We start from the raw sequence: 20,759 nt of genomic DNA on the forward strand, positions 1-20,759 counted from the left end.
GCGGCGATGCGCTGGATCGCCGACGACCCCGACCCCGCCACCCGGGCGTCGCTGCAGCAGCTGGTCGCCTCGGCGATGGCCGGTGTGCCCGGCGCCGACGACGAGCTGGCCGACCTGATGCGGTCGCCGCTGCGGTTCGGCACCGCGGGGCTGCGCGGGCCGGTGCGCGCGGGGCCCGCGGGGATGAACGTGGCCGTCGTCGTACGCACCACGGCGGCGCTGGCCGAGTGGTTGCGGCGCAACGGCCACGGCGGTGGGACGGTCGTCGTGGGGCGGGACGCCCGGCACGGGTCGGTCGCGTTCGCGGCGGCGGTGGCCGGGGTGCTCGGCGCGGCGGGGTTCGACGCCGTCGCGCTGCCCGGCGCGAGCCCGACACCGCTGCTGGCGTTCGCGGTGCGGCACCTGGGAGCGGTGGCCGGGGTGCAGGTGACGGCGTCGCACAACCCGGCGTCGGACAACGGGTACAAGGTCTACCTCGGCGACGGCGCGCAGCTCGTCCCGCCCGTGGACACGCAGATCGAGGAGCTGGCCGCGGCGGCGGGCGCGGCCGTCGCGATCCGCGCCGACGGACCCGTCCGCTCGGCTGACCCGCTGCCCGAGTACCTGGAGCGCGTCGCCGCCCTGCCCAGGGGTGCTGCGCGGGGGCTGCGGATCGCGCTCACCCCGCTGCACGGCGTCGGCGGCGCGGCGGCCGTGCAGGCGCTCGCTCTGGCCGGGTTCACCGACGTCCACGTCGTCGCGGCGCAGGCCGTGCCCGACCCCGACTTCCCGACGGTCGGCTCCCCCAACCCCGAGCATCCCGGCACCACGGACGCGCTGCTCGCGCTGGCCGCCGACGTGGACGCCGACCTCGCCGTCGCGCTGGACCCGGACGCCGACAGGTGCGCGCTCGGCGTCGCGGAGCCGGCCGGGTGGCGGATGCTGAGCGGCGACGAGACCGGCGCCGTGCTGGGCGAGCATCTGCTGCGCACCGGCCGGCACCCCGACCCGCTGGTCGCCACGACGGTCGTGTCGTCGTCGATGCTGCGGGCCGTCGCGTCGGCGCGCGGGGCCCGGTTCGCCGAGACGCTCACCGGGTTCAAGTGGATCGTCCGCGCCGGTGCGGGGCTCGTCTACGGCTACGAGGAGGCGCTGGGGTACTGCGTCGACCCGGACGCGGTGCGCGACAAGGACGGGATCGCCACGACCGTCGTCGCCGCCGACCTGGCCGCGACGCTGCGGGCCACCGGGTCGTCGCTGCCCGCACGGCTCGACGAGCTGGCCGCCACGTACGGCGTGCACGCGACCGCGCAGGTCACGGTCCCGTTCACCGGTGGCGGGCTGCCTGCGGTGTTCTCCACGCCGCCCGGGGGCTGGGACGTCGAGCGGCCGGCTCCCGATGTACTGGTCCTCCGCCGGGGGGCAGCGCGGGTCGTCGTGCGGCCGTCGGGCACCGAGCCGATCCTGAAGACGTACCTGGAGGTCGTCGAGGAACCGGGTCCCGACGTCACCGCGGCCCGGGCGCGTGCGTCCGCGCAGCTGGAGGCGCTGGCGACCGAGACCCGTGAGTGGCGGTAGTCGCCCCGGCGACCATCGCCGCTCACAGCGGTCAGGCTGCGGCGCGGGTGTCCAGCCACTGCCGGATCTCGCCGTCGAACATCGCGGCGATCCGCACGTAGCCCGCGGTGTTGGGGTGCAGGCCGTCGTGGAGCTGGCCGGGCGCCAGGAGCGTCGAGGTGTCCAGGAAGTCGACCGAGTGGCCCTGGATCCGGTACTTCCCGACGATGACCGGCGTGAGCGCGGCGAGCCTGTCGCGGGCGGTGCGGGCCTTGGGCAGCGGCGCCCACACCCCGGCCACGATCACGTGCGCGTGCGGGGCTGCGGCGACGACCTTGCCGATCACGTCGTCGAGACGCCGTGCGGTGAGCTCGCCGGACACCCCCTGGCCGAGGTCGTTCGTGCCGGCGTGCAGGATGACGACGTCGGGCTGCGCGGCGCGCACCCAGGCGTCGACCTTCGGGGCGAGCATGGCCAACGTCCAGCCCGAGTGGCCCTCGTTGTCCCTGTCCTGCAGCCACGACGGGCCCGACCGCAGCGAGCCCACGTAGTCGACGTTGATCGCGTCGCGCTGCAGCATCCGGTACAGCGGGCCGCGATACCCCGCCGTCGACGGGCTGCCGATCCCCTCGGTGCTCGACGCCCCCAGCGGCATGACGCGCAGCGGGACGACAGGCTTGGCCGTGGCGATCCGGACCCCCACCGGTTCGTCGCCGGAGTGGTCGGCCGGCAGCAGGACCCCCACCACCAGGATCGCGATGAGCCCGAGCACCAGCCGGACCCTGTTCCTGACCTTCACCGCATCCCCCGATTCGCGGCAGCCGTCGCGCGGCTCCCGCGGGATCTCGCGCGCCGGGACGCATGCGTTACGCGCAGGTCACGCGGGGGGCGGCGTGCCAGGACGAGCGACAGGAAACGGTGGTGCGTAGCGTGGCGGGATGCCGCGTCCGAAGGTGCACGACGAGGCGCTCCGCGCCCGGCTGCTCGAACAGGCGGGCGAGACGCTGTCCACGCAGGGTCTCGACGCACTCAGCCTGCGCAGGCTGGCCGCCGACGCCGACACCTCCACCACGGCCGTCTACTCGCTCTTCGGCGGCAAGCCCGCGCTGCTCACCGCGCTGGTCGACGAGGCGTTCCGCCGCCTCGCCGCGCACCTGGAGCGGGTGCGCACCACCGACGACCCGGTCGAGGATCTCGTCGCCCTGGGGCTGGCGTACCGCGACAGCGCGCTGGCCGACCCACGCCTCTACGACGTCATGTTCGGCGCGCCGGTCGACGCGCCGGCGCCCGGCGTCCGGGAGGGCGACCGGTCGTCGGCGCAGGCGTTCGCGCCGCTGCGCCGGGCCGCCGACCGGGCCGCCGCCGCGGGCCGGCTGCGCCCGGGTGCCGAGCCGGAGACGGTCACGCTGGCGGTCTGGGCGACCCTGCACGGGCTCACGTCGGCGGAGCTGCGCGGCGTCGGCCCGGGGTGCGCCGACGACGTGAAGGTCGTCTTCGAGACGGTGTTGCGCGCCACCGTGGCCGGCTGGGGCGGTTGAGCGTCCGGCTCAGCCGCCGGTCCCGAACTGACGGTCCCCGGCGTCACCGAGGCCCGGGAGGATGAACGCGCGGTCGTCGAGACGCTCGTCGACGCATCCGACGACCAGCCGGATCGTCGGCGCCTCCGCCTCGAGCCGGGCGACCCCCTCCGGCGCCGCGAGCACGCAGACGACGGTCACGTCGGTGGCGCCGCGAGCGGTGAGCAGGCCCAGCACGTGGACGAGCGAGCCGCCCGTCGCGAGCATCGGGTCGAGCACCAGCACCGGTGTCGCGGCCAGCGACTCGGGCAGCGACGTCAGATACGGCAGCGGCTGGTGGGTCACCTCGTCGCGGGCCACGCCGACGTACCCGGTGGCCGACTCCGGCAGCAGCGTCCGGGCCGCCTCCGTCATGCCCAGCCCCGCGCGCAGCACCGGGACCACGAGCGGTGGCGCCGCCACGGTCCAGCCGGCCGTCTCCGTCAGCGGCGTCGACACCGTGCCGGTGCGCAACGGGAGGTCACGCGTCGCCTCGTAGACGAGCATCAGGCTCAGCTCGTGCAGGGCCGCGCGGAACGCGGCGTCGCCGGTGTCGCGGTCGCGCAGCACGGTGAGCCGCGCGGCGGCCAGCGGATGATCGACGACCCGGACGTCCATGACCGGGGAGGCTAGCGGTCGGCCGGCCACTCACAGGGTGCGCACCAGGTCCACGACGACCGCCGCGAGCGCGGGCCCGGCGTCCTCCTGCAGGAAGTGGCCGGCGCCGGTGATCGTCGGGTGCTCCCGGCCCGCCGCGCCCGGCATCGTCGCGCGCAGCACCGGTTCCATCGACGCGGTGATCGGGTCGCCGTCGCTGAAGGCGCAGACGAACGGCACGTCGAGGGTCCGCAGCACCTCCCAGGCCGCGCGGTTGGCCTCGGTCGCCGGGTCGTCGGGCCGGGTGGGGACGATCAGCGGCATCGCCCGCGGCCCGGCCATGTACGCCTGGTCGGGGAAGGGGGCGTCGTAGGCCGCGCGGACGTCGTCGGTGAACGGGGTGCGGCAGCCGGACTGCACGAGCCGCGCCACGTCGAGGCGCCCGGCCGCCCCCGACCTCTCGACGGCCCTGCGGAACTGCCACCAGACCTCGGGCATGTCGTGGTCGCCCGTCGGCATGCCGGTGTTGGCCGCGACGACGCCCGCGAAGCGGTCCGGGTCGGCCGCGAGCAGCCGCAGCCCGATCAGCCCACCCCAGTCCTGCCCGACGAGCGTGACGTCGCGGAGGTCGAGCACGTCCGCGACCAGCGCGCGGGTCCACTCGACGTGCCTGGCGTAGCTGTGGTCGGCGATCCCGGTGGGCTTGTCGGAGCGGCCGAACCCGACGAGGTCGGGCGCGACCGCCCGCAGGCCCGCGGCCGCGAGCACCGGGATCATCGTCCGGTACAGGAACGACCAGCTCGGCTCGCCGTGCAGCAGCAGGACGACAGGCCCGTCGGCGGGGCCGTCCTCGACCCACGCCATCCGCAGCGTGCCGCCGTCGCCGTCCGGGACGTCGGTGTGGTGCGGCGGGTACGGGAAGCCGGGGAGGTCGCCGAAACGGTCGTCGGGGGTGCGGAGGACGCGCATGGCCCGATCCTGCCCCCACCGGGGCCGCAGCGGGCCGTGGACGGGCTGCGAGGTCGTGGACCGTTCAAGCACCACGTGCCGTGATCACGACGGCACCCCGAGGATGGCGCCACGATCCCGGGCGGCCCTGCCGCCGCCGCACGGGGCGCCCGGACAGGACACGCTCCGTCGCCGCGCGAACCCCGGCGGGGCGTGACCGGCGCCACCGACGCGCACCGTGACCGACCGCGCCGTGGATTCCGGCGGGATCCACCGTCGATTCCGGTTCGTGAGCACTCCGTCCCCACTTCTGCACGATCCGTGTCCAAGCTGGGGAATCACCTGACCCGAACGGGTGGTAAGCCCGGAACGGTGTCACGCCAGAGCCTCCGCCGACGCTGTACTAGATGACTAGGAGGTGATCCGGTGCCGGAGAACTCGACTTCCGACGAGGCGACGTTGGTCGCTGCTGCCGAGAAGCTCACGCAGTGCGACGGATACGTCGTGCTCGCTGTGGACCCGCAGACAGGCGAGGTCGACGCGCACGGCCCGTTCGACGGGCTGACCGCGACGATCAAGGCCGACCAGCTCCGCCGCGACTTCGACCGCGGCGGTCTGGAGGACGTGACCGTGGGCGTCGTCCGTCTGCACAGCACCACCTGAGCCGTCCCCGCGGTTGCTCCACCCCGCTCCACCACCGGTTCGCACACGCGGGCCGCTCGGCGCACCAGGGACGCGCCGGGCGGCGGACCACCGGCCCCATCGGGCCGGCCGTCCTAGACTCGCCCGTGTGACCAGCACGGACTCCGCGCGACGGGCCCCGGTCCCGCCGCCGTACCCGCGGACCGTGCACCCGTCCTCCCTCGCGCGACAGCGCACCGTCGCACCGCACCTCACCCGCGGACGGCGGTGACCTCGTGCGCGCCGGGGAACCCACGACCACCGCGACGCCGCGGGTCCGTCGCCGCCTCCCAGTACCCAGGCGGCTCGGTGCGGTCGTGGCGGGGCTCGGCGCCGTCGGTGTCGCCGCCTGGGTGGCGGTGAGCCGGTGGACCACCGTCGCGGCGGGCAACCCCGCCTACACCTGGCTGCTCGTCGCCCTCGCCGTCGCGGGCGTGACGATGCTGGCCTGGTCGACGCGTGCCCGGCGACGGCGCGACAGGGGTGGCTGGAACCGTGCGGCACGGACCGTGCCGGCGATCGTGCTCGTCCTCGCGGCCGTCGCGGCCGGCTGGCTGCGCCCGTTCCCCGCGACGGCGGCCGACGCCGCCACGGGTCCCGACGTCGCGGACCTGACGTCGACGATCGAGCTGCGCCCACCCGGGCAGGCCACGGGCAGCGGGTTCGTCTTCTATCCCGGCGCCCGGGTCGATCCGCGCGCCTACGTGGGGATCCTGCGTCCGCTCGCGGCCGCAGGGCACCTCGTCGTCATCGTGAAGCCGCCGCTGGGGCTCGCCCTGCTGCAGCCGTCGCAGGCGGCCGCCGTCGTCTCGGCGCATCCCGAGATCGGGCGCTGGGTCGTCGGCGGGCACTCCATGGGCGGGGTGGCCGCGGCCGACTACGCCGCCGCGCCCGGCTCCCGCGCCGCCGGGCTCGTGCTGTGGGCGTCCTACCCGTCGGGAAGCCTGGCCGGGCGGACCGGTCTCGCCGTCACGTCCGTGTCGGGGACCGCCGACGGCCTCACCACACCCGCCGACGTCGACGAGTCGAAGGCGTCGCTGCCACCGTCCACGCGGTTCGTGGCCGTGCCCGGTGCGGTGCACGCAGACTTCGGCGACTACGGCCCGCAGCCCGGTGACGGCGCCCCCGGCATCGACCACGCCGACGCCCAGGAACGCATCCGCGCGGCCACCCTGACCGCACTCGGGTAACGACACGGCTCTGATCAGGAACGTCTCAGCCGTCGCGGCTATCCTCCGGCGCGTGGCAAGCGACATCGTCCCGGTCCGGCTGTCCCTCACCGCAGGTGACCTCGTGACGCTCTGGGCGCCGCAATGGCGCGAGGACGGCGAGGAGTGGGAGGCGTTCCTCGGCGACGAGGACAACCTGTTCGCGTTCCCCGAGGTCGCGCAGCTCGCCGCGTTCGTACGGACGGCCGAGGGACACGACCTCGTCGACCACCCGGCGTGGGGCGTCGTGCCCGAGCTGAGCGTGGCCGAGCTGACCCCCGAGGACACCCACGTCTACGACATCGTCGGCGTGCCCGAGGTCGTCGCGCAGGACCCCGACACGTGGACGATCGGCGACCTCGCCGAGACGATCACGATGATCACCTCGATCGCCGACGTCTGCGGGCTCGAGAAGGTCACCGCGATCCTCGACTCCACCCCCGGCTTCGCGATGCTGCAGCAGGGCACGCTGCCCTTCACCGGCCGTGAGGGCGACCGGCTCTGGAGCAAGCTCGTCGCGACCGTCGCCAAGCGCTGGGACGAGGTGATCGATGCGCTCGACGCCGTCGTCGCCACCCCGGAGGTCGACGAGAAGGCACTCGCAGCGGCGACCGTCGAGGCCGAGCGGCTCGCCGAGCGCGAGGCAGCGGCCGTCGCGACGGTCCGCTCGGAGCACCCCGGCTCGTCCGAGGACGACGAGGACGAGCGCGAGCTCGAGGACGACGCCGTCGAGGAGGCCATCGAGGACCAGGTCGACGACGACGAGGCCGAGCAGGAGGCCGAGCGCGAGCCCACCTTCTGGGAGAACGTCGGCATCGACCCGATCCGCATCGTGCTGGCCGATGTCGAGTACGTGACGCTGCGCTGCTACCTCGGCGACGATCCCGTGTTCCTCGGCTCCGAGGGCCGCATCGACGTCTTCACCAGCGAACGGGCGCTCGCCCGGCACCTCGCCGACGCCGACCGCAGCGACTCCGACAACGACATCGCCGGCGCGTCGACGTGGGACGAGGTCCTCGACAAGGCGTCCGTCGGCGAGCTCGAGGTGAAGGTCGACGAGCTCAACACCTACATCCTCGCCGGGATCGCCGACGACATCGCCGACGGCACCCTCACCGTCGACCCCACCCAGCTCGACCTGGCCGTCGAACTCATGATCGACATCGGCGACTGGGCGGGCGACCCGATCCCGCGCGAGGAGTTCGCGGAGTCGGAGAGCCTGGGCTGGCTGGTGTCGTTCGTGATCCGGCCCGACCCGACGCGGCTCGCGCCGAGCCCGCCGTTCGACGTGGAGTCCGCGCGGTTCGCGGCGCTGGTCGAGCGGGTGCGGTCGCGGCTGCGGCCGGTCTGACCCCTAACGCTGCAGGTCGGCGTACGCCGGCTTGATGACGTCGTTGATCAGGGCGAGGCGCTCGTCGAACCCGATGAACGCCGACTTCATGGCGTTGACGGTGAACCACTGGATGTCGGCCCAGTCGTAGCCGAAGGTGTCGACGAGCGTCGCCAGCTCCGAGGTCATCGTGCAGCCCGACATCAGCCGGTTGTCGGTGTTCACCGTGACCCGGAAGCGCAGCTTCGTGAGCAGGCCGATCGGGTGCTCGGCGATCGACTCCGCCGCCCCGGTCTGGATGTTCGACGTCGGGCACATCTCCAGCGGGATGCGGGTGTCCCGGACGAACGCGGCCAGCCGGCCCAGCGCAGGCAGGCCGTCGTTGCCGACGGAGATGTCGTCGACGATGCGCACCCCGTGACCCAGGCGGTGCGCCCCGCACCACTGGATGGCCTCCCAGATCGACGGCAGCCCGAACGCCTCGCCCGCGTGGATCGTGACGTGCGCGTTCTGCTGGCGGACGTACTCGAAGGCGTCGAGGTGACGGGTGGGCGGGAAGCCCTTCTCCGCGCCCGCGATGTCGAAGCCGACGACCCCGGCGTCGCGGTGGCGCACAGCCAGCTCGGCGATCTCCCGCGACCGCGCCGCGTGCCGCATCGCCGTCAGCAGGCAGCCGATGCGCGTCGACCGTCCCGCAGCGCCCGCCCGCGCCGTGCCCGCCGCGAAGCCCTCCAGCACCGCCGTCACGACCTGGTCGAGGTCGAGCCCCTGCTCGGTGTGCAGCTCCGGGGCGAAGCGCACCTCGGCGTAGACCACACCGTCGGCCGCCAGGTCCTCCGCGCACTCGGCCGCGACACGGTGCAGGGACTCCGCCGTCTGCATCACCGCGACGGTGTGGCCGAACGTCTCCAGGTAGCGCTCCAGGGAGCCGCTGTGAGCGGCGCCGAGGAACCACTCGGCGAGCTCGCCGGGATCACGCGTCGGCAGTGACCGGTAGCCGACGGCATCGGACAGCTCGACGATCGAGGATGGCCGCAAACCGCCATCCAGGTGATCGTGGAGCAGGACCTTAGGGGCGGTTCGGATGTTCTCCGGGCTCAGGGGCGCGGGCACGCCGGCCACGCTATACCCGGCGGTCCGCTCCCCGGAACGGGCGTGAGGAGACGCCCGAACGGCCCAACGGTGACTCCCTGTCGAGCTAAATGGGCCAGTCGCTACGCTCTGTTCAGCTCCCCCATCCGGCTCAGAGGAAGCACCATCGATGAGCGATAACACCACCCTGTCGTTCGACCGGATGCGCGGCATGCTCATGCGTGCTGCCGAGATCCGCGACAGCGAGCAGCAGCAGATCTTCGACTCCCTCGACGAGATCCACGCCCGGCTCACCGCACTCGACGCGATCGGCACCGTTCGCAAGCGGCTCACCGAGCTGCCCGACCGGACCGAGGTCAGCGTGCTGGCCGAGCGACTCGACGAGACCGTCGCCAAGCTCGACGCACAGGACGCCGCTCTCGCCACCGTGGTGCGCGCGATCGAGTCGCTCCCCGACAAGCTGGCCAAGCCGTTCGCCCAGCTCGACGGCCGTCTCGACGGGATGGCCGGGCGCCTCGAGGGTGTCTCGGGCCGCATGGACGGCCTCGACGACCGGCTCGGCGGCCTCCACAAGCGCCTCGACGACCTCGACAACCGGCTCGACCGGCACGAGATGCGTCTCGACGCGATGCCCAACGCCGTCGCCACCCCGATCAAGGAGCGCGTCGACGGCGTCGAGCGCATGGTGCGCGAGCAGCTCGACGGCGCACTGCGCTCGGTCGAGGAGAACAACGAGGGCGTCCGCAACCTCCTCGGCGACACCAGCGTTGGCCTGCACCGTCGTCTGGAGGACCTGGCCTCGCGGCCGCAGGTCGACCACACCCCGGCGCTGTCCGGCCTCACCGAGCGTCTGGAGACCCTCGCGGAGCGCCTCGAGGCCGTCGCCGGCCGCATCGACACCGTCGAGGACGCTCTCACCGGCGCGCTGTCGTCGCTGAGCAGCGGTGTCGAGAACAAGCTCGGTGCGCTCGAGTCGGCGCTGGGCGACCGGCCCGACACCGCCGCGGTCACCGAGCTCGTGGTGCGCGCCAACGGCGAGTCCGAGCGGCGCAACGCCGGTCAGCTCGACGAGGCCATGGCCACCTTCGCCGAGCTCATCCTCGGCCGGGGCAGCTCGCAGATGCAGACGCCCCCGCCGCCGCCGCGCCCGACCGCCCGGCGCAGCAACAACCACCGGGCCAAGGCCGCGGTGAAGTCGCCCAACGGCGCCTCGGCCGCCGACACGGTGACCGACGACCCGGACGACTGAGTCCCGCTGCGTCGTGATGACGGCCGGTACCCCAGCGGGGTGCCGGCCGTCGGCGTTCCGGGGCCGCACGACCGGGCGCAACCTCACTGCTGTCCGGCGCGCGTCCGACGACCGTGAGGTTGCGCTGGGGACCGTCGTCGACCGCTGATCAGGCCCGGCTGCGGCTGCGGGAGCCGCCGAGGCGCCGCCACACCGGTTCCAGCTCACGCTGCCGGAACACCCACAGCATCGCCAGCATCACCGGGGCCGCGACGACGAGCGCCAGCACCAGCTGCGCCCACGCGCTGCCCGCACCCGCGCCCCAGCCGCCGAGCAGGTGCCCGATCCCGAGCACCACCCCGTAGGCGACGATCGCGCCGACCACCGACGACAACGTCGTCGTCCCGACCGTGCGAAGCACCTCGCCCGTCGCGATGTGGCCGAGGCGCCGGGCCAGCAGCCACTGCCCCACGATCGCGCCGACCACGAACGACAGGCTGTTCGCCGCCGCCAGTCCCAGCACCACGTCCTGCGGCGGCAGCAGCACCGGGCACAGCAACAGCATCGGGATCTTCACGACGACGATCACCAGCTGGATCATCGTCGGCGTCCGGGAGTCGGTCAGCGCATAGAACACCCGCAGCTGCAGCAACGTCACCGCGTACGGCAGCAGCCCGAACGCCGACACCGCCAGCGCCGCACCGAGCGTCGACGCCCCGCCGTCGCGGTCGCCGTGCCCCAGCGAGAACAGTGCCACCCCGACCTCGGTGCCGAACACCGTCAGCAACGCCGAGATCGGCACCAGGAACACCGTCGACAGCCGGCTGCCCAACGACAGGTCGATCACCACGTCGTCGATGCGGCCCTCGGCGGCCGCCTTGCTCATCCTCGGCATCAACGCCGTCAGCAACGACACGCCCAGCACGCCGTACGGCACCTGCAGCAACAGCCACGCATTGCTGTAGATCGCGACGGCACCGCCGTCCGCGGCCGCGGCGACCCGCGTCGTCACGATGTAGCCGGCCTGGCCGATCAGCACGTAGCCGACGACCCAGATCGCGAGCCCGCCCGCCGAGCGCAACCGCGGGTCCCAGCCGAACAACGGCTTGAACGACACCCCGACGCGACGCAGCGCCGGCAGCAGGATCAACGCCTGAACCGCGATACCCAGCGTCGTCCCGATGCCGAGGACCAGCAGCTTCGTGTTGCCCATCTCGACGGGGTTCACGCTGATCTCGCCGGGCACCAGCACGAACACGCCCAGCACCACCAGCACCACGACGTTGTTCAGCACCGGGGCCCACGCGAACGGCCCGAACACGCCCTTGCTGTTGAGCACCGCGCCGAACAGGGCGCCGATTCCGTAGAAGAAGATCTGTGGCAGCAGCAGCCATGCGAACGCCGTCGCCAAGTCGGGGTTGGCCGTCGCCGTCGTCTCCCCACCCAGGTACAACCTGGTCAGCAAGCCCGCGGCGAGCATCGCGACGATCGTCGCCAGCAGCAGCGCGACGCCCGCAACCGTGAGCAGCTTGCGTGTGTAGGTGGCGCCCCCGTCGGGGTCGTCGCGTTGCGCGCGGACCAGCAGCGGGATCATCACGCTGCTCAGCACGCCGCCCAGCAGCAGCTCGTAGACGATGTTCGGCAGCGTGTTCGCGACCGTGTAGGAACTGTTGACGATGCCGAGCGACAGCACTGCGACCAGCACGATCTGCCGCAGGAAGCCCGTGACTCGGCTGACCAGGCTCGCGATCGCCATCATGCCCGTCGACCGGCCCAGCGACCGGCCCTTGGGCTGCGCCGGAGCGGGCGCCTCTGGCCGGGTGAGCAGCTCGGTGTCGTCGGTGATCGCGGGGATGAGCTCGGTCGGCGAGTCACCCAGCCACGGGTAGGCCTGGGTACCCGGCTCGGCACCGGCCCGCAATGCCGCACGCACACCTGTGCCGCTGACGATGCGCGTCTGCATCGCCGCCTCGTCCTGCGCCGCCGCTGCCCGCAGCTCCGCGCCCGAGAACAGCTGGGTCGGGGCCTGGTCCGGCGAGAGGCCGCCGGGCATGGGCTGGGGGCGCAGGGTCGGGAGGTCGGCGCCGCGGACGAGCGGGGTCGTCGGCAGGGCAGCGCCGGGCACCGAACCCGGGCCCCGCTGCCACGGCGGCGGGACGGGGCCGGGATCGGGAGGTGAGTCGGGGTCGCGGGGGTCGTATCGACGCGGGCGACCGCGGGTCACGGCCTGAGGGAACTGGCCCTGTCCGGGCCCGGGTCCCTGCCCCGGTCCCGATCCGGGCCCCGGTCCCGATCCGGGCCCCGGTCCGGGGTGACCCTGGCCGGGATGAGGCGCCGGACCGGGCTGGCCGGGGTGGCCTTGCCCTTGTCGGGCGGGAATCTGCCGGCCGGGCCCCGGCTGTCCCGGGCCTGGCCGGCCGGAGCCTGGCTGTAGGCCCGGGGCCGGGCCTGGGCCCGGCCGCCCGGGCGCGGGCCTGCCGGAGGTCGGCTGTGCGGGGTCGGCGTTGCCCGCGGTGGGTTGGCCGAGGCCCGGCTGCGCGTGGCCGGGCTGTCCCGGACCCGGCTGTCCCGGACCTGACTGACCGGGGTTCTGCTGAACGTCGTACCGCTGGTTCGGGTTCTGCTCCGCGAAACGCGAGTGCCCGAGGCTCGGGCGGTCAGGGCCCGGCTGCCCAGGGCCCGGGTGTCCAGGTCCCGGGTGTCCAGGTCCCGGCTGCGCGGGGCCCTGCGCCTGCTCACGCCGGACCGGTACCGGCTGCCCGGCACCTCCGGGCCACAGCGCGCGGCGGGGATCACCGGGCGGGTACGGCCCGAGAGGGGCGTCGCGGCGGCGTGCTTCCGGTGGCGTCTCGTGCCGTCCCGGATCCCGGCTCTCCTGCTCGTGACGGCCCTGCTCGCGCGGATCGGCACCGTGCCGACCAGAGTCCGGCGTGTGCGGGCCCTCGATCTCGGGACCGGCGGGCGGGCGGGGCGCCGGCGCGACCTCGGGCAGCCGCGCCGACGAGCGGCCGACCGGTGACGGCACGTTCGGGGGCTGGACGTTCGGGGGCTGGACGTTCGGGGGCTGGACGTTCGGGAGCTGGGCACTCGGGGGCTGGGCACGAGCAGCCTGCGCATGGGCGGCCTGCGCTCGGGCTGCCTGCGGGTTCAGCGGTGTGGCGCCCGGCGGGAGGCCCTGGGGTGCGGCGGGCCGTGGGGCGTCGGCGGGCCCGACCACTGCGGTCGGCGGGCCGTCGTCGCGGGGGCGACCCACGGGGTCGTGCAGGACGGTCGGCGGTCCCGGGTCGGGCGGCGCGTCGCGGTGGGCGTGCGGGCCGGAGAAGATCTGCCCCGGCTCGACCCGGCCCCGCTCGGGCAGAGGGCGAGGCACCTCGGGCTCGTCGGGCCGGGCGTCGGCGACGTCGGTCGCGGCGGCGCGTGGGTCGCGACAAGGGGGCGCGTCGTCGTCCGCGACCGGCCCCCCGGCGTGGGGGTCGCTCGCGGGAACAGGGCTCGGCTCGTCACGCATCACCGGCAATGGTGCCGGACCGGGCGTCGGGCGGCACCGTCGCCCGACGGTGTGGCGTGTCCGTCACACCGTGGGAGTCCGTCGCGGGGAGGACGGGCGGCAGGCGAGAGGAGCGTCCCCGTGGACGAACGCAGCAACGACGTCGCGGCCCCCGCGGAGGTCGTGCGGGACCTAGTGAGCGACGCAGGAGACCCAGGCCGCGGTGAAGGCCCGCGCCGAACGCGACGCCACCCCCTGACCTCTCCGCGGGACGCGGCCCGCCCAAGGACCCGCGCCCCCGTCCCTCGGCGCCTCGTCCGCGGGGGCACCCGGGCGGCCGGATCCGCAGCGCGGCGGAGCCGGGGACGGCGGTGCGGCGGCTAGTGTCGATCGTCGTGCGGGGGCGGATCAGGGCGGTGGCCGTCGGGGCGGCGGTCGCGGCGATGCTGTCGGTGGCGACCGTGGCGGCGGGACCGGCGCGTGCACAGGCTCCCCCGGTCTGCCACGAGCATGCGGCACCACCCGGACCACCCGCGGTCGAGGAGGGACCGACCCCGGTCGCACCGCTGCCCGTGCAGGACCCGGCCGTCGGCGGGCCCGCGTTGGGCACGTGCGACCTCGCGCTGCCGGCCGGCGCACCACCGCTGCCGACGGGGATCGACGCGGCGGGGTGGGTGGTCGCCGACCTCGACTCGGGTGCGGTGCTGGCGGCGCGGGACGCGCACGGGAGGCAGCGCCCGGCGTCGACACTCAAGCTGTTGACGACGCTCGTGGTGCTCGACCGGCTGCCGATGGACCAGGTCGTGAGCGGCGACATGTCGGATGTGCAGGTCGACGGCAGCCGCGCGGGGATCGGGCCGGGCGGGACGTACACGGTGCAGCAGCTGTTGTCGGGGTTGCTGCTGAACTCGGGCAACGACACCGCGCACGCGCTCGCCCGCACTCTGGGCGGGGTGCCGCAGACGCTCGACCTGATGCAGCAGCGGGCCGCGGCGCTGGGGGCCCTCGACACCCGCCCGGCGACGCCGTCGGGGCTCGACGGTCCGGGTATGTCGACGTCGGCCTACGACCTGGCGCTGCTGTTCCGCGCGGCGATGCGCAACCCGACGTTCGCGGAGCTGACCCAGACGCGGTTGGTGCAGTTCCCGGGGTTCGGCACGCACGCGGGCTTCATGCTGTCCAACGACGACCCGCTGCTGCGCTCCTACGACGGCGCGCTCGGCGGGAAGACAGGTTTCACCGACGCGGCGCGGCACACGTTCGTCGGCGCCGCACGCCGGGACGGGCGTCGGATCGTGGTGGCGCTGGTGCGCGGGGAGCAGCACCCTGTGCGGATGGTGGCCCAGGCGAGCACGTTGCTGGACTACGGCTTCGCGCTGCCCGCAGGCCTCGCTCCGGTCGGGACGCTGGTGGATCAGGCGCCGGTCACGTCGGCACCCGCGACGCCCGGGGCCCCCGCACCGCAGGGGTCGTTGCCGGAGTCGTCGAGCCCGGTGGGATGGATCGTCGCGGGACTGGTTCTGCTCGTCGGGCTGTCGGCGGCCGTCGGGTACGTGGTCCGCCGGGTGCGCGCCGGCGCGGACGACTCCGACGGCTACCTCGACGGCCCGGCCCGGCCGCGCCGTCCCGCCGGTCCGCACACCCCGCCCTCGGCGGCGCCGCCCGAGCCGCGGGCCGACGAGAGCTGAGTCAGCGGCGCTTCCCGGACAGGGCGCGCAGGCCCAGCAACCCGGTCAGCACCCCGACACCGACGAGCCCTGCGGCGGCGGCCGGCGTCGGCCCCGACCTCACGACGACCTCGGACCGGATGACCGCCGGCGCGGGCACGTCGACGGGCTCCTCCTGCTCGTTCTCCTTCGACGTCGCTGCCCAGGCCGTCACGAAGAGGATGAAGCGCGAGGTGAAGAAGACGAAGATCAGCAGACCGATGATCGACCCGAACGCCGCCCCTGCGGGCGAGCTGGTGATGCCGCGCAGGTAGATCGTCATGACCTGCTTGAGGATCTCGAACCCGACGGCGCCCAGCAGGGCGGCCTTGAGCGCACTGCGGGTGGCGACGGGAGCGCGCGGCAGCCTGGCGATCACCCAGACGAACACGAGCCAGTTGGCGGCGAGGCCGAGCAGCACCCCGACGACGCCGAGCAGGAACAGCGCCCAGCCCTGGTCGCCGAGGCCGACGAGGTCGAGCAGGAACCGTCCGAGCCCGGTACCGACGGCCGTCACCGCGAACGACACGACCAGCGCGAGCCCCAGCCCGAGGAGCGCGAGCAGGTCGAACAGCAGCTTCTTGATGGCGTTGGGCGTCTCCGGCGGCTGCGCCCACTGCTCCGACAGTGCCTCGCGCAGGTTGCTCATCCAGCCGATCCCGGAGTACAGGGCACCGACGAGGCCCAGCGCACCGACGGCGCCGGCCTGGTCGATGGACTTCTGGATGATGTCGTTGAGGGTGTCGCCCAGCCCGCCGGGGACGGCGGTGGTGATGCCGGCGCGGAGCTGGTCGAGCAGCTCGGGCTGGGCGCGCAGCACGAACCCGGCGGCGGCGAACGCGATCATCAGCAGCGGCACGAGCGCCAGCACGCTGAAGTAGGTGATGGCAGCGGCGTAGTGATCGCCGTGCCGGTCGGTGTAGCGGGCACCGGCGCGGACGACGTGGTCGAGCCACGGATACCTCTCGCGGAGCTGTTCGAACTTCGTCGGCCCGGTGGGCGCGTCGTCGGCGTCCTCGTCGGCCGGCCTGTCTGTCGGCTTGGCGTCGACGGCCACGGCAGTCACCTCACGTCGTCTGGCGGTTCGGAGATCTTCTCGCGAGCCGGACACCACTGTCGCGGCGATCGGGTCACCGTTCGGGCTCTTTCCGTCGTCTACCCGTTCCCACGACGGGACGAACGGGCAGCGCCCGACCCGATCGGGTTGTGACCGGCGACACCGCGGCCTAGCGTCGGGATGGTCCAGGTCTCGGTACGGGAGGTCAGCGGTGACCACATTCGACGAGCCCGCGGCCGTCGCGGTCGAGCAGGCCGACGAGGAGAACCCGTACCTGCTCGGGATCTTCGCGCCGGTCCGCGACGAACTGACGGCCGACGAGCTCACGGTGATCGGTGAGATCCCGCGCGACCTCAACGGCGTCTACCTGCGCAACGGCCCGAACCGCCGGTTCGACGCGCCCGGCCGCTACCACTGGTTCGACGGCGACGGCATGGTCCACGCGATGGCCTTCGAGAACGGGACGGCCCGCTACCGCAACCGGTTCGTCCGCACCCGGGCACTGGAGGCGGAGGAGGCCGCGGGCTCGGCGTTGTGGTCGGGCGTCATGGAGTCGCCACGCGGGAACCCCGTCGGCTCGGCGCGGGGGCTGCCGTTCAAGGACTCCGCCAACACCGACCTGATCCATCACCGCGGCCGGGTCCTCGCGACGTGGTACCTGTGCGGCCAGCCGATGAGCATGGACCCGCTGTCGCTGGAGACGCTGGGCGTCGAGACCTTCCTGGGGACGCTGAAGGGCGACGTGATGGCCCATCCCAAGGTCGACGAGCACACCGGCGAGCTGATGTGGTTCGACTACGGCGCCCGCAGCCCGCTGCTGCGCTACGGCGTCGTGAACGCGGCGGGGGCGATCGACCACGAGGTGGAGATCGACCTGCCCGGCCCGCGGCTGCCCCACGACATGGCGATCACCGAGAACTGTTCGATCCTCATGGACCTGCCGCTGACCCAGGACCCCGCGGCGGCGGCGCAGGGCCGCTACAAGATCGCGTTCGACCGCGGCACGCCGTCCCGCTTCGCCGTCATCCCGCGCCGCGGCCAGGCGCGCGACGTGCGCTGGTTCGAGGCCGAGCCCTGCTACATCTACCACGTCGTCAACGCGTGGGAGGAGGGCCGGACCATCGTCATGGACGTCTGCCGGGTGACCCGCCCGGAGCCCGTCCCGACCCGCCCGGGACCGCTGGGCAAGCTGCTCGGCTACCTGCGCCTGGACGCCCGGCTGCACCGCTACGTCTTCGACCTCGACTCCGGCACCACCACCGAGGCGCAGCTCGACGACGTCAACACCGAGTTCCCGTCGATCGACGCCCGCGCCTGCGGCCGTCCCACCCGCTACGCCTACAACGTCCACATCGCCGACGCCGAGACCGTCCGCTTCGACGGCCTGCTGCGCTACGACCGCGTCACCGGGCAGCGTCAGCACCACTGGTTCGGCGAGGGCCGGTTCGGCAGCGAGGCCCCGTTCGCGCCGCGCGACGGCAGCACCGGCGAGGACGACGGCTACCTCGTGACCTTCGTGACCGACGAGCGCGACGACCGCTCCGAGGTGCAGATCCTCGACGCGTCGGACCTGGGGGCGGGCCCGGTCGCCCGTGTCCTGCTCCCGCAACGCGTCCCGCTGGGATTCCACGCCACGTGGGTCCGCGCCGACCAGCTCCTGTGAGTGGCAATGGTCGCTGTGGCGACCATTGCCACTCACGACCTCTCGTCGCGCTTCGGAGGCTCTGGTGAGGCTGCATCCGCAGACCCGTATCGACGAGTACGTCGCCGCCGGGTGGTGGCGTGACGACCCGGCGTGGACCTGGGACGCGCTGTTCCGGGCGCGGGTCGCCGAGCGCGGGGACGCGACGGCCGTCGTCGACCCCGCCAACCGCGAGGCGTTGCTCGGCACCCCGCCACGTCGGCTGAGCTGGACCGGGCTGGACGCGGAGGTCGACCGGTTCGCCGGCGTGCTGCACCGGGCCGGGGTCGGCGTCGACGACGTCGTCGGGACACAGCTGGCCAACACCGTCGAACTGGTCGTCGCCTATCTCGCGTGTGTCCGGCTCGGCGCGATCGTGTCGCCGTTCCCGATGCAGTACCGCGAACACGAGCTGTCGACGCTGGCGCCGGTCGCGGGGCTGCGCGCGTTCGTGACCGTGACGCGGTTCGGCGACCGCCCTCTCGCCGAGGAGGCCGGGTCCGTCGGCGGATTCCCGGTGATCACGCTCGACGGCCCCGTCGCAGAGCCCGCCGGGGAGCTGCCGAGCGTGGAAGGGCATCCCTCCGACGTCGTGACCCTGTGCTGGACCTCCGGCACCGAGGCCACGCCCAAGGGTGTGCCGCGCTGCGCGAACGGCTGGAACGTCATCGGCGAGGGCTGCGCCGCGGCGCCCGCGCTCACCGCAGACGACGTCATCCTCAGCCCGTTCCCGCTGGTCAACATGGCCGGCTTCGGCGGCGTCCTCGTGCCGTGGCTGCTGACGGGCGCGACGCTGGTGCAGCACCATCCCTTCGACCTGCCGACGTTCCTCGGCCAGATCGCGCGCGAACGCGTCACCTACACGCTCGCCACGCCCGCGCTGCTGACCGGCATGCTGCGCGCACCCGGGCTGCTCGACTCCGCCGACCTGTCGAGCCTGCGGGTGATCGGGTCCGGCTCGGCGCCGCTGTCCGGGTGGCTGATCAGGGAGTGGCGTGACCGCTTCGGCATCGAGGTCACCAACTTCTTCGGGTCCAACGAGGGCGTCCCGCTGATCTCCGACCAGCACACCGTCCCGGACCCCGACGCCCGCGCCGCGTACTTCCCGTGGTTCGGCGGACCGGGCCTGACCTGGCCGAACCCGACGAGCGCCGGGGTGCGCACGAGGCTCGTCGACAGGGAGTCCGGGGACGACGTCACGGAGCCGGGCCGACCCGGTGAGCTGCGCGTCACCGGGCCGACGATCTTCTCCGGGTACTGGGGTTCGCCGGGGGGCGAGCCGTTCGACGAGCGGGGCTACTACCGCAGCGGCGACGTCTTCGAGATCGCCGCCGAGGACCCGACGATGCTGCGCTACGTCGACCGGGCCCGCGACCTCGTCGTCCGCGGGGGCATGAACATCTCCCCAGCCGAGGTCGAGGCGCTGATCGTCGCGCACCCGGCCGTGGCCGAGGCGGCGGTCGTCGGCTACCCGGACGAGGTGCTGGGCGAGCGGGCGGCAGCGGTGGTCGTGCCCGCCCCGGGAGTCCCGCCGCCCACACTCGAGGACCTCGTGGACGCCCTGCGCGCGCAGCGCATCGCCTCCTACAAGCTGCCGGAACGCCTCGAGGTCGTGGAGGCGTTGCCGCGCAACCCCGTCGGCAAGATCCTCAAGCGCGAGCTGCGGGAGCGACTGCGGGAGTCGTCGGGTGGTTGAGCTGTCGGTGTCGCTCGGGCTGTGGCAGGACCGGCCGTCGATAGAGGCGGTCGGGACGGCCCGCGCCGCCGACGAGCTGGGCTACGCGCGGCTGTGGATCGGCGAGATGGCGACGTACGACGCCTTCGCCCTCGCCGCGGCCCTCCCGGGGACGATCCCGCTGGTCCTGGGCCCGTTCGCGGTGGCCGTGCGCACCCCGGTGCAGATCGCGATCGGCGCCGCGACCGTCGCCGAGCTGACCGGGCGGACCGTGGAGGTGGCGATCGGGTCGTCGAGCCCCGTCGTCGTGTCGGGATGGCACGGCAGGGCGGCACCCTCGCCCGCGCGGGCGCTGGCCGAGACCGCGCAGGCGCTGCGGACATTGCTCGACGGCGGGCGTGCCGACGTCGACGGGAAGGTCGTGCGCACCCGCGGCTACCGGCTGCGCGCCCCGGCGCCAGGCGGGGCGTTGACGGTCGCGGCGTTCGGTCCGCAGGCGGTGCGGGTGGCGGGCCGGTACGCCGACCGGATGGTGCTGAACCTGTTGCCGCCGAGGGTCGCGGCGCGACTGGTCGAGGCGGTGCGCGTCGCCGCGCGGGAGGCGGGCCGGGAGCCACCGCGCGTCGCCGTGTGGGTGACCGCCGCCGTCGACCCCGACGAGGAGGCGCGCGCCCGGCTCGCGCGTGCGGTCGTCGGCTACCTGGGCGCGCCGGGGTACGGCGAGGTGTTCGCCGAGGCCGGGTTCGGCGAGCTCGTCGCGTTCGCGCGGACCCGGCCGCCGCCGCGCGAGCTGCTGGCCGCGGTCCCCGACGGGCTGGCCGGGGCGGTGGGCGCGATCGGCCCGGTCGACGACGTCAGGTCACGCATCGCGGAGTACGCCGCGGCCGGGGTCGACGAGGTGTGCCTGGTGCCCGTCGCGACCGACGCCGACCCCGCGGGCCGCCGCACGGTGACCGCACTCGCACAGCGGTCGTGAG

At 74.0% G+C, this 20,759-nt stretch carries 17 protein-coding genes; 11 read left to right on the top strand and 6 right to left on the bottom strand.

Annotated features, from left to right (window positions below; all coding sequences use genetic code 11):
- Positions 1-6 precede the first annotated feature (6 nt).
- Positions 7-1,557, top strand: coding sequence for a phospho-sugar mutase (locus tag TOK_RS15140; protein WP_098958716.1), 1,551 nt, complete (start codon positions 7-9; stop codon positions 1,555-1,557).
- 31 nt (positions 1,558-1,588) lie between these two features.
- Here the strand turns inward: TOK_RS15140 and TOK_RS15145 are convergent, their stop codons facing one another.
- On the bottom strand, positions 1,589-2,335 hold the full coding sequence (locus tag TOK_RS15145; protein ID WP_098958481.1) for a GDSL-type esterase/lipase family protein: 747 nt from the start codon (positions 2,333-2,335) through the stop codon (positions 1,589-1,591).
- Between the two features lie 139 nt (positions 2,336-2,474).
- Here TOK_RS15145 and TOK_RS15150 point away from each other — a divergent pair, with 139 nt between their 5' ends.
- Entirely contained in the window at positions 2,475-3,074 is a 600-nt protein-coding gene (locus TOK_RS15150) for a TetR/AcrR family transcriptional regulator (RefSeq protein WP_098958482.1), read from the top strand.
- Between the two features lie 9 nt (positions 3,075-3,083).
- Here TOK_RS15150 and upp read toward each other — a convergent pair whose 3' ends face one another.
- Together upp and TOK_RS15160 are read right to left on the bottom strand one after the other, a co-directional pair.
- Positions 3,084-3,710, bottom strand: coding sequence for a uracil phosphoribosyltransferase (upp, locus tag TOK_RS15155; protein WP_098958483.1), 627 nt, complete (start codon positions 3,708-3,710; stop codon positions 3,084-3,086).
- Positions 3,711-3,740: 30 nt separating this feature from the next.
- Positions 3,741-4,658 (bottom strand): haloalkane dehalogenase, encoded by a 918-nt coding sequence (locus tag TOK_RS15160; protein WP_098958484.1) that lies wholly within the window; start codon positions 4,656-4,658, stop codon positions 3,741-3,743.
- A gap of 405 nt (positions 4,659-5,063) precedes the next feature.
- Between TOK_RS15160 and TOK_RS15165 the strand changes: the two genes are divergently transcribed.
- From TOK_RS15165 to TOK_RS15175, 3 genes are all read left to right on the top strand, one after another.
- Complete coding sequence (locus TOK_RS15165; protein WP_098958485.1) at positions 5,064-5,300, top strand: hypothetical protein; 237 nt, start codon at positions 5,064-5,066, stop codon at positions 5,298-5,300.
- 335 nt (positions 5,301-5,635) lie between these two features.
- Positions 5,636-6,508, top strand: a complete 873-nt coding sequence (locus tag TOK_RS15170) for an alpha/beta hydrolase (protein WP_098958486.1) — start codon at positions 5,636-5,638, stop codon at positions 6,506-6,508.
- Positions 6,509-6,560: 52 nt separating this feature from the next.
- Positions 6,561-7,877 (top strand): primosomal protein, encoded by a 1,317-nt coding sequence (locus tag TOK_RS15175; protein WP_098958487.1) that lies wholly within the window; start codon positions 6,561-6,563, stop codon positions 7,875-7,877.
- Between the two features lie 3 nt (positions 7,878-7,880).
- Here the strand turns inward: TOK_RS15175 and TOK_RS15180 are convergent, their stop codons facing one another.
- The gene (locus TOK_RS15180; RefSeq protein ID WP_098958717.1) at positions 7,881-8,969 is read right to left on the bottom strand and encodes an adenosine deaminase; all 1,089 of its coding nucleotides are present in this window, start codon (positions 8,967-8,969) and stop codon (positions 7,881-7,883) included.
- Positions 8,970-9,117: 148 nt separating this feature from the next.
- Here TOK_RS15180 and TOK_RS15185 point away from each other — a divergent pair, with 148 nt between their 5' ends.
- Positions 9,118-10,197 (top strand): PA containing protein, encoded by a 1,080-nt coding sequence (locus TOK_RS15185; protein ID WP_098958488.1) that lies wholly within the window; start codon positions 9,118-9,120, stop codon positions 10,195-10,197.
- Between the two features lie 148 nt (positions 10,198-10,345).
- Here the strand turns inward: TOK_RS15185 and murJ are convergent, their stop codons facing one another.
- A complete protein-coding gene (gene murJ, locus TOK_RS15190) occupies positions 10,346-12,400 on the bottom strand; it encodes a murein biosynthesis integral membrane protein MurJ (protein WP_098958489.1) in 2,055 nt (684 codons plus the stop codon).
- A 474-nt stretch (positions 12,401-12,874) separates the two neighbouring features.
- On the opposite strand from murJ, the gene TOK_RS15200 reads away from it, so the two are divergent.
- Together TOK_RS15200 and TOK_RS15205 are read left to right on the top strand one after the other, a co-directional pair.
- Positions 12,875-13,195: a hypothetical protein gene (locus tag TOK_RS15200; RefSeq protein WP_098958490.1), complete on the top strand. Its 321-nt coding sequence runs from the start codon at positions 12,875-12,877 to the stop codon at positions 13,193-13,195.
- A gap of 863 nt (positions 13,196-14,058) precedes the next feature.
- Positions 14,059-15,351 (top strand): D-alanyl-D-alanine carboxypeptidase family protein, encoded by a 1,293-nt coding sequence (locus TOK_RS15205; RefSeq protein WP_253258397.1) that lies wholly within the window; start codon positions 14,059-14,061, stop codon positions 15,349-15,351.
- Position 15,352: 1 nt separating this feature from the next.
- Here the strand turns inward: TOK_RS15205 and yhjD are convergent, their stop codons facing one another.
- Positions 15,353-16,426 (bottom strand): inner membrane protein YhjD, encoded by a 1,074-nt coding sequence (gene yhjD / locus TOK_RS15210; RefSeq protein WP_098958491.1) that lies wholly within the window; start codon positions 16,424-16,426, stop codon positions 15,353-15,355.
- Between the two features lie 211 nt (positions 16,427-16,637).
- On the opposite strand from yhjD, the gene TOK_RS15215 reads away from it, so the two are divergent.
- The 3 genes from TOK_RS15215 (at position 16,638) to TOK_RS15225 (ending at position 20,758) form a co-directional block, all read left to right on the top strand.
- Positions 16,638-18,089 carry a carotenoid oxygenase family protein gene (locus tag TOK_RS15215; RefSeq protein WP_098958492.1) on the top strand — a complete coding sequence of 484 codons (1,452 nt, stop codon included), beginning with the start codon at positions 16,638-16,640 and terminating at the stop codon, positions 18,087-18,089.
- Between the two features lie 64 nt (positions 18,090-18,153).
- Positions 18,154-19,803, top strand: a complete 1,650-nt coding sequence (locus tag TOK_RS15220) for a class I adenylate-forming enzyme family protein (protein WP_098958493.1) — start codon at positions 18,154-18,156, stop codon at positions 19,801-19,803.
- On the top strand, positions 19,796-20,758 hold the full coding sequence (locus tag TOK_RS15225; RefSeq protein WP_098958494.1) for an LLM class F420-dependent oxidoreductase: 963 nt from the start codon (positions 19,796-19,798) through the stop codon (positions 20,756-20,758). The genes TOK_RS15220 and TOK_RS15225 overlap by 8 nt, the downstream gene beginning before the upstream one ends.
- Position 20,759 lies beyond the last annotated feature (1 nt).

This window comes from Pseudonocardia sp. N23 (assembly GCF_002583555.1).
In the GTDB taxonomy this organism is placed as follows: Bacteria; Actinomycetota; Actinomycetes; order Mycobacteriales; family Pseudonocardiaceae; genus Pseudonocardia.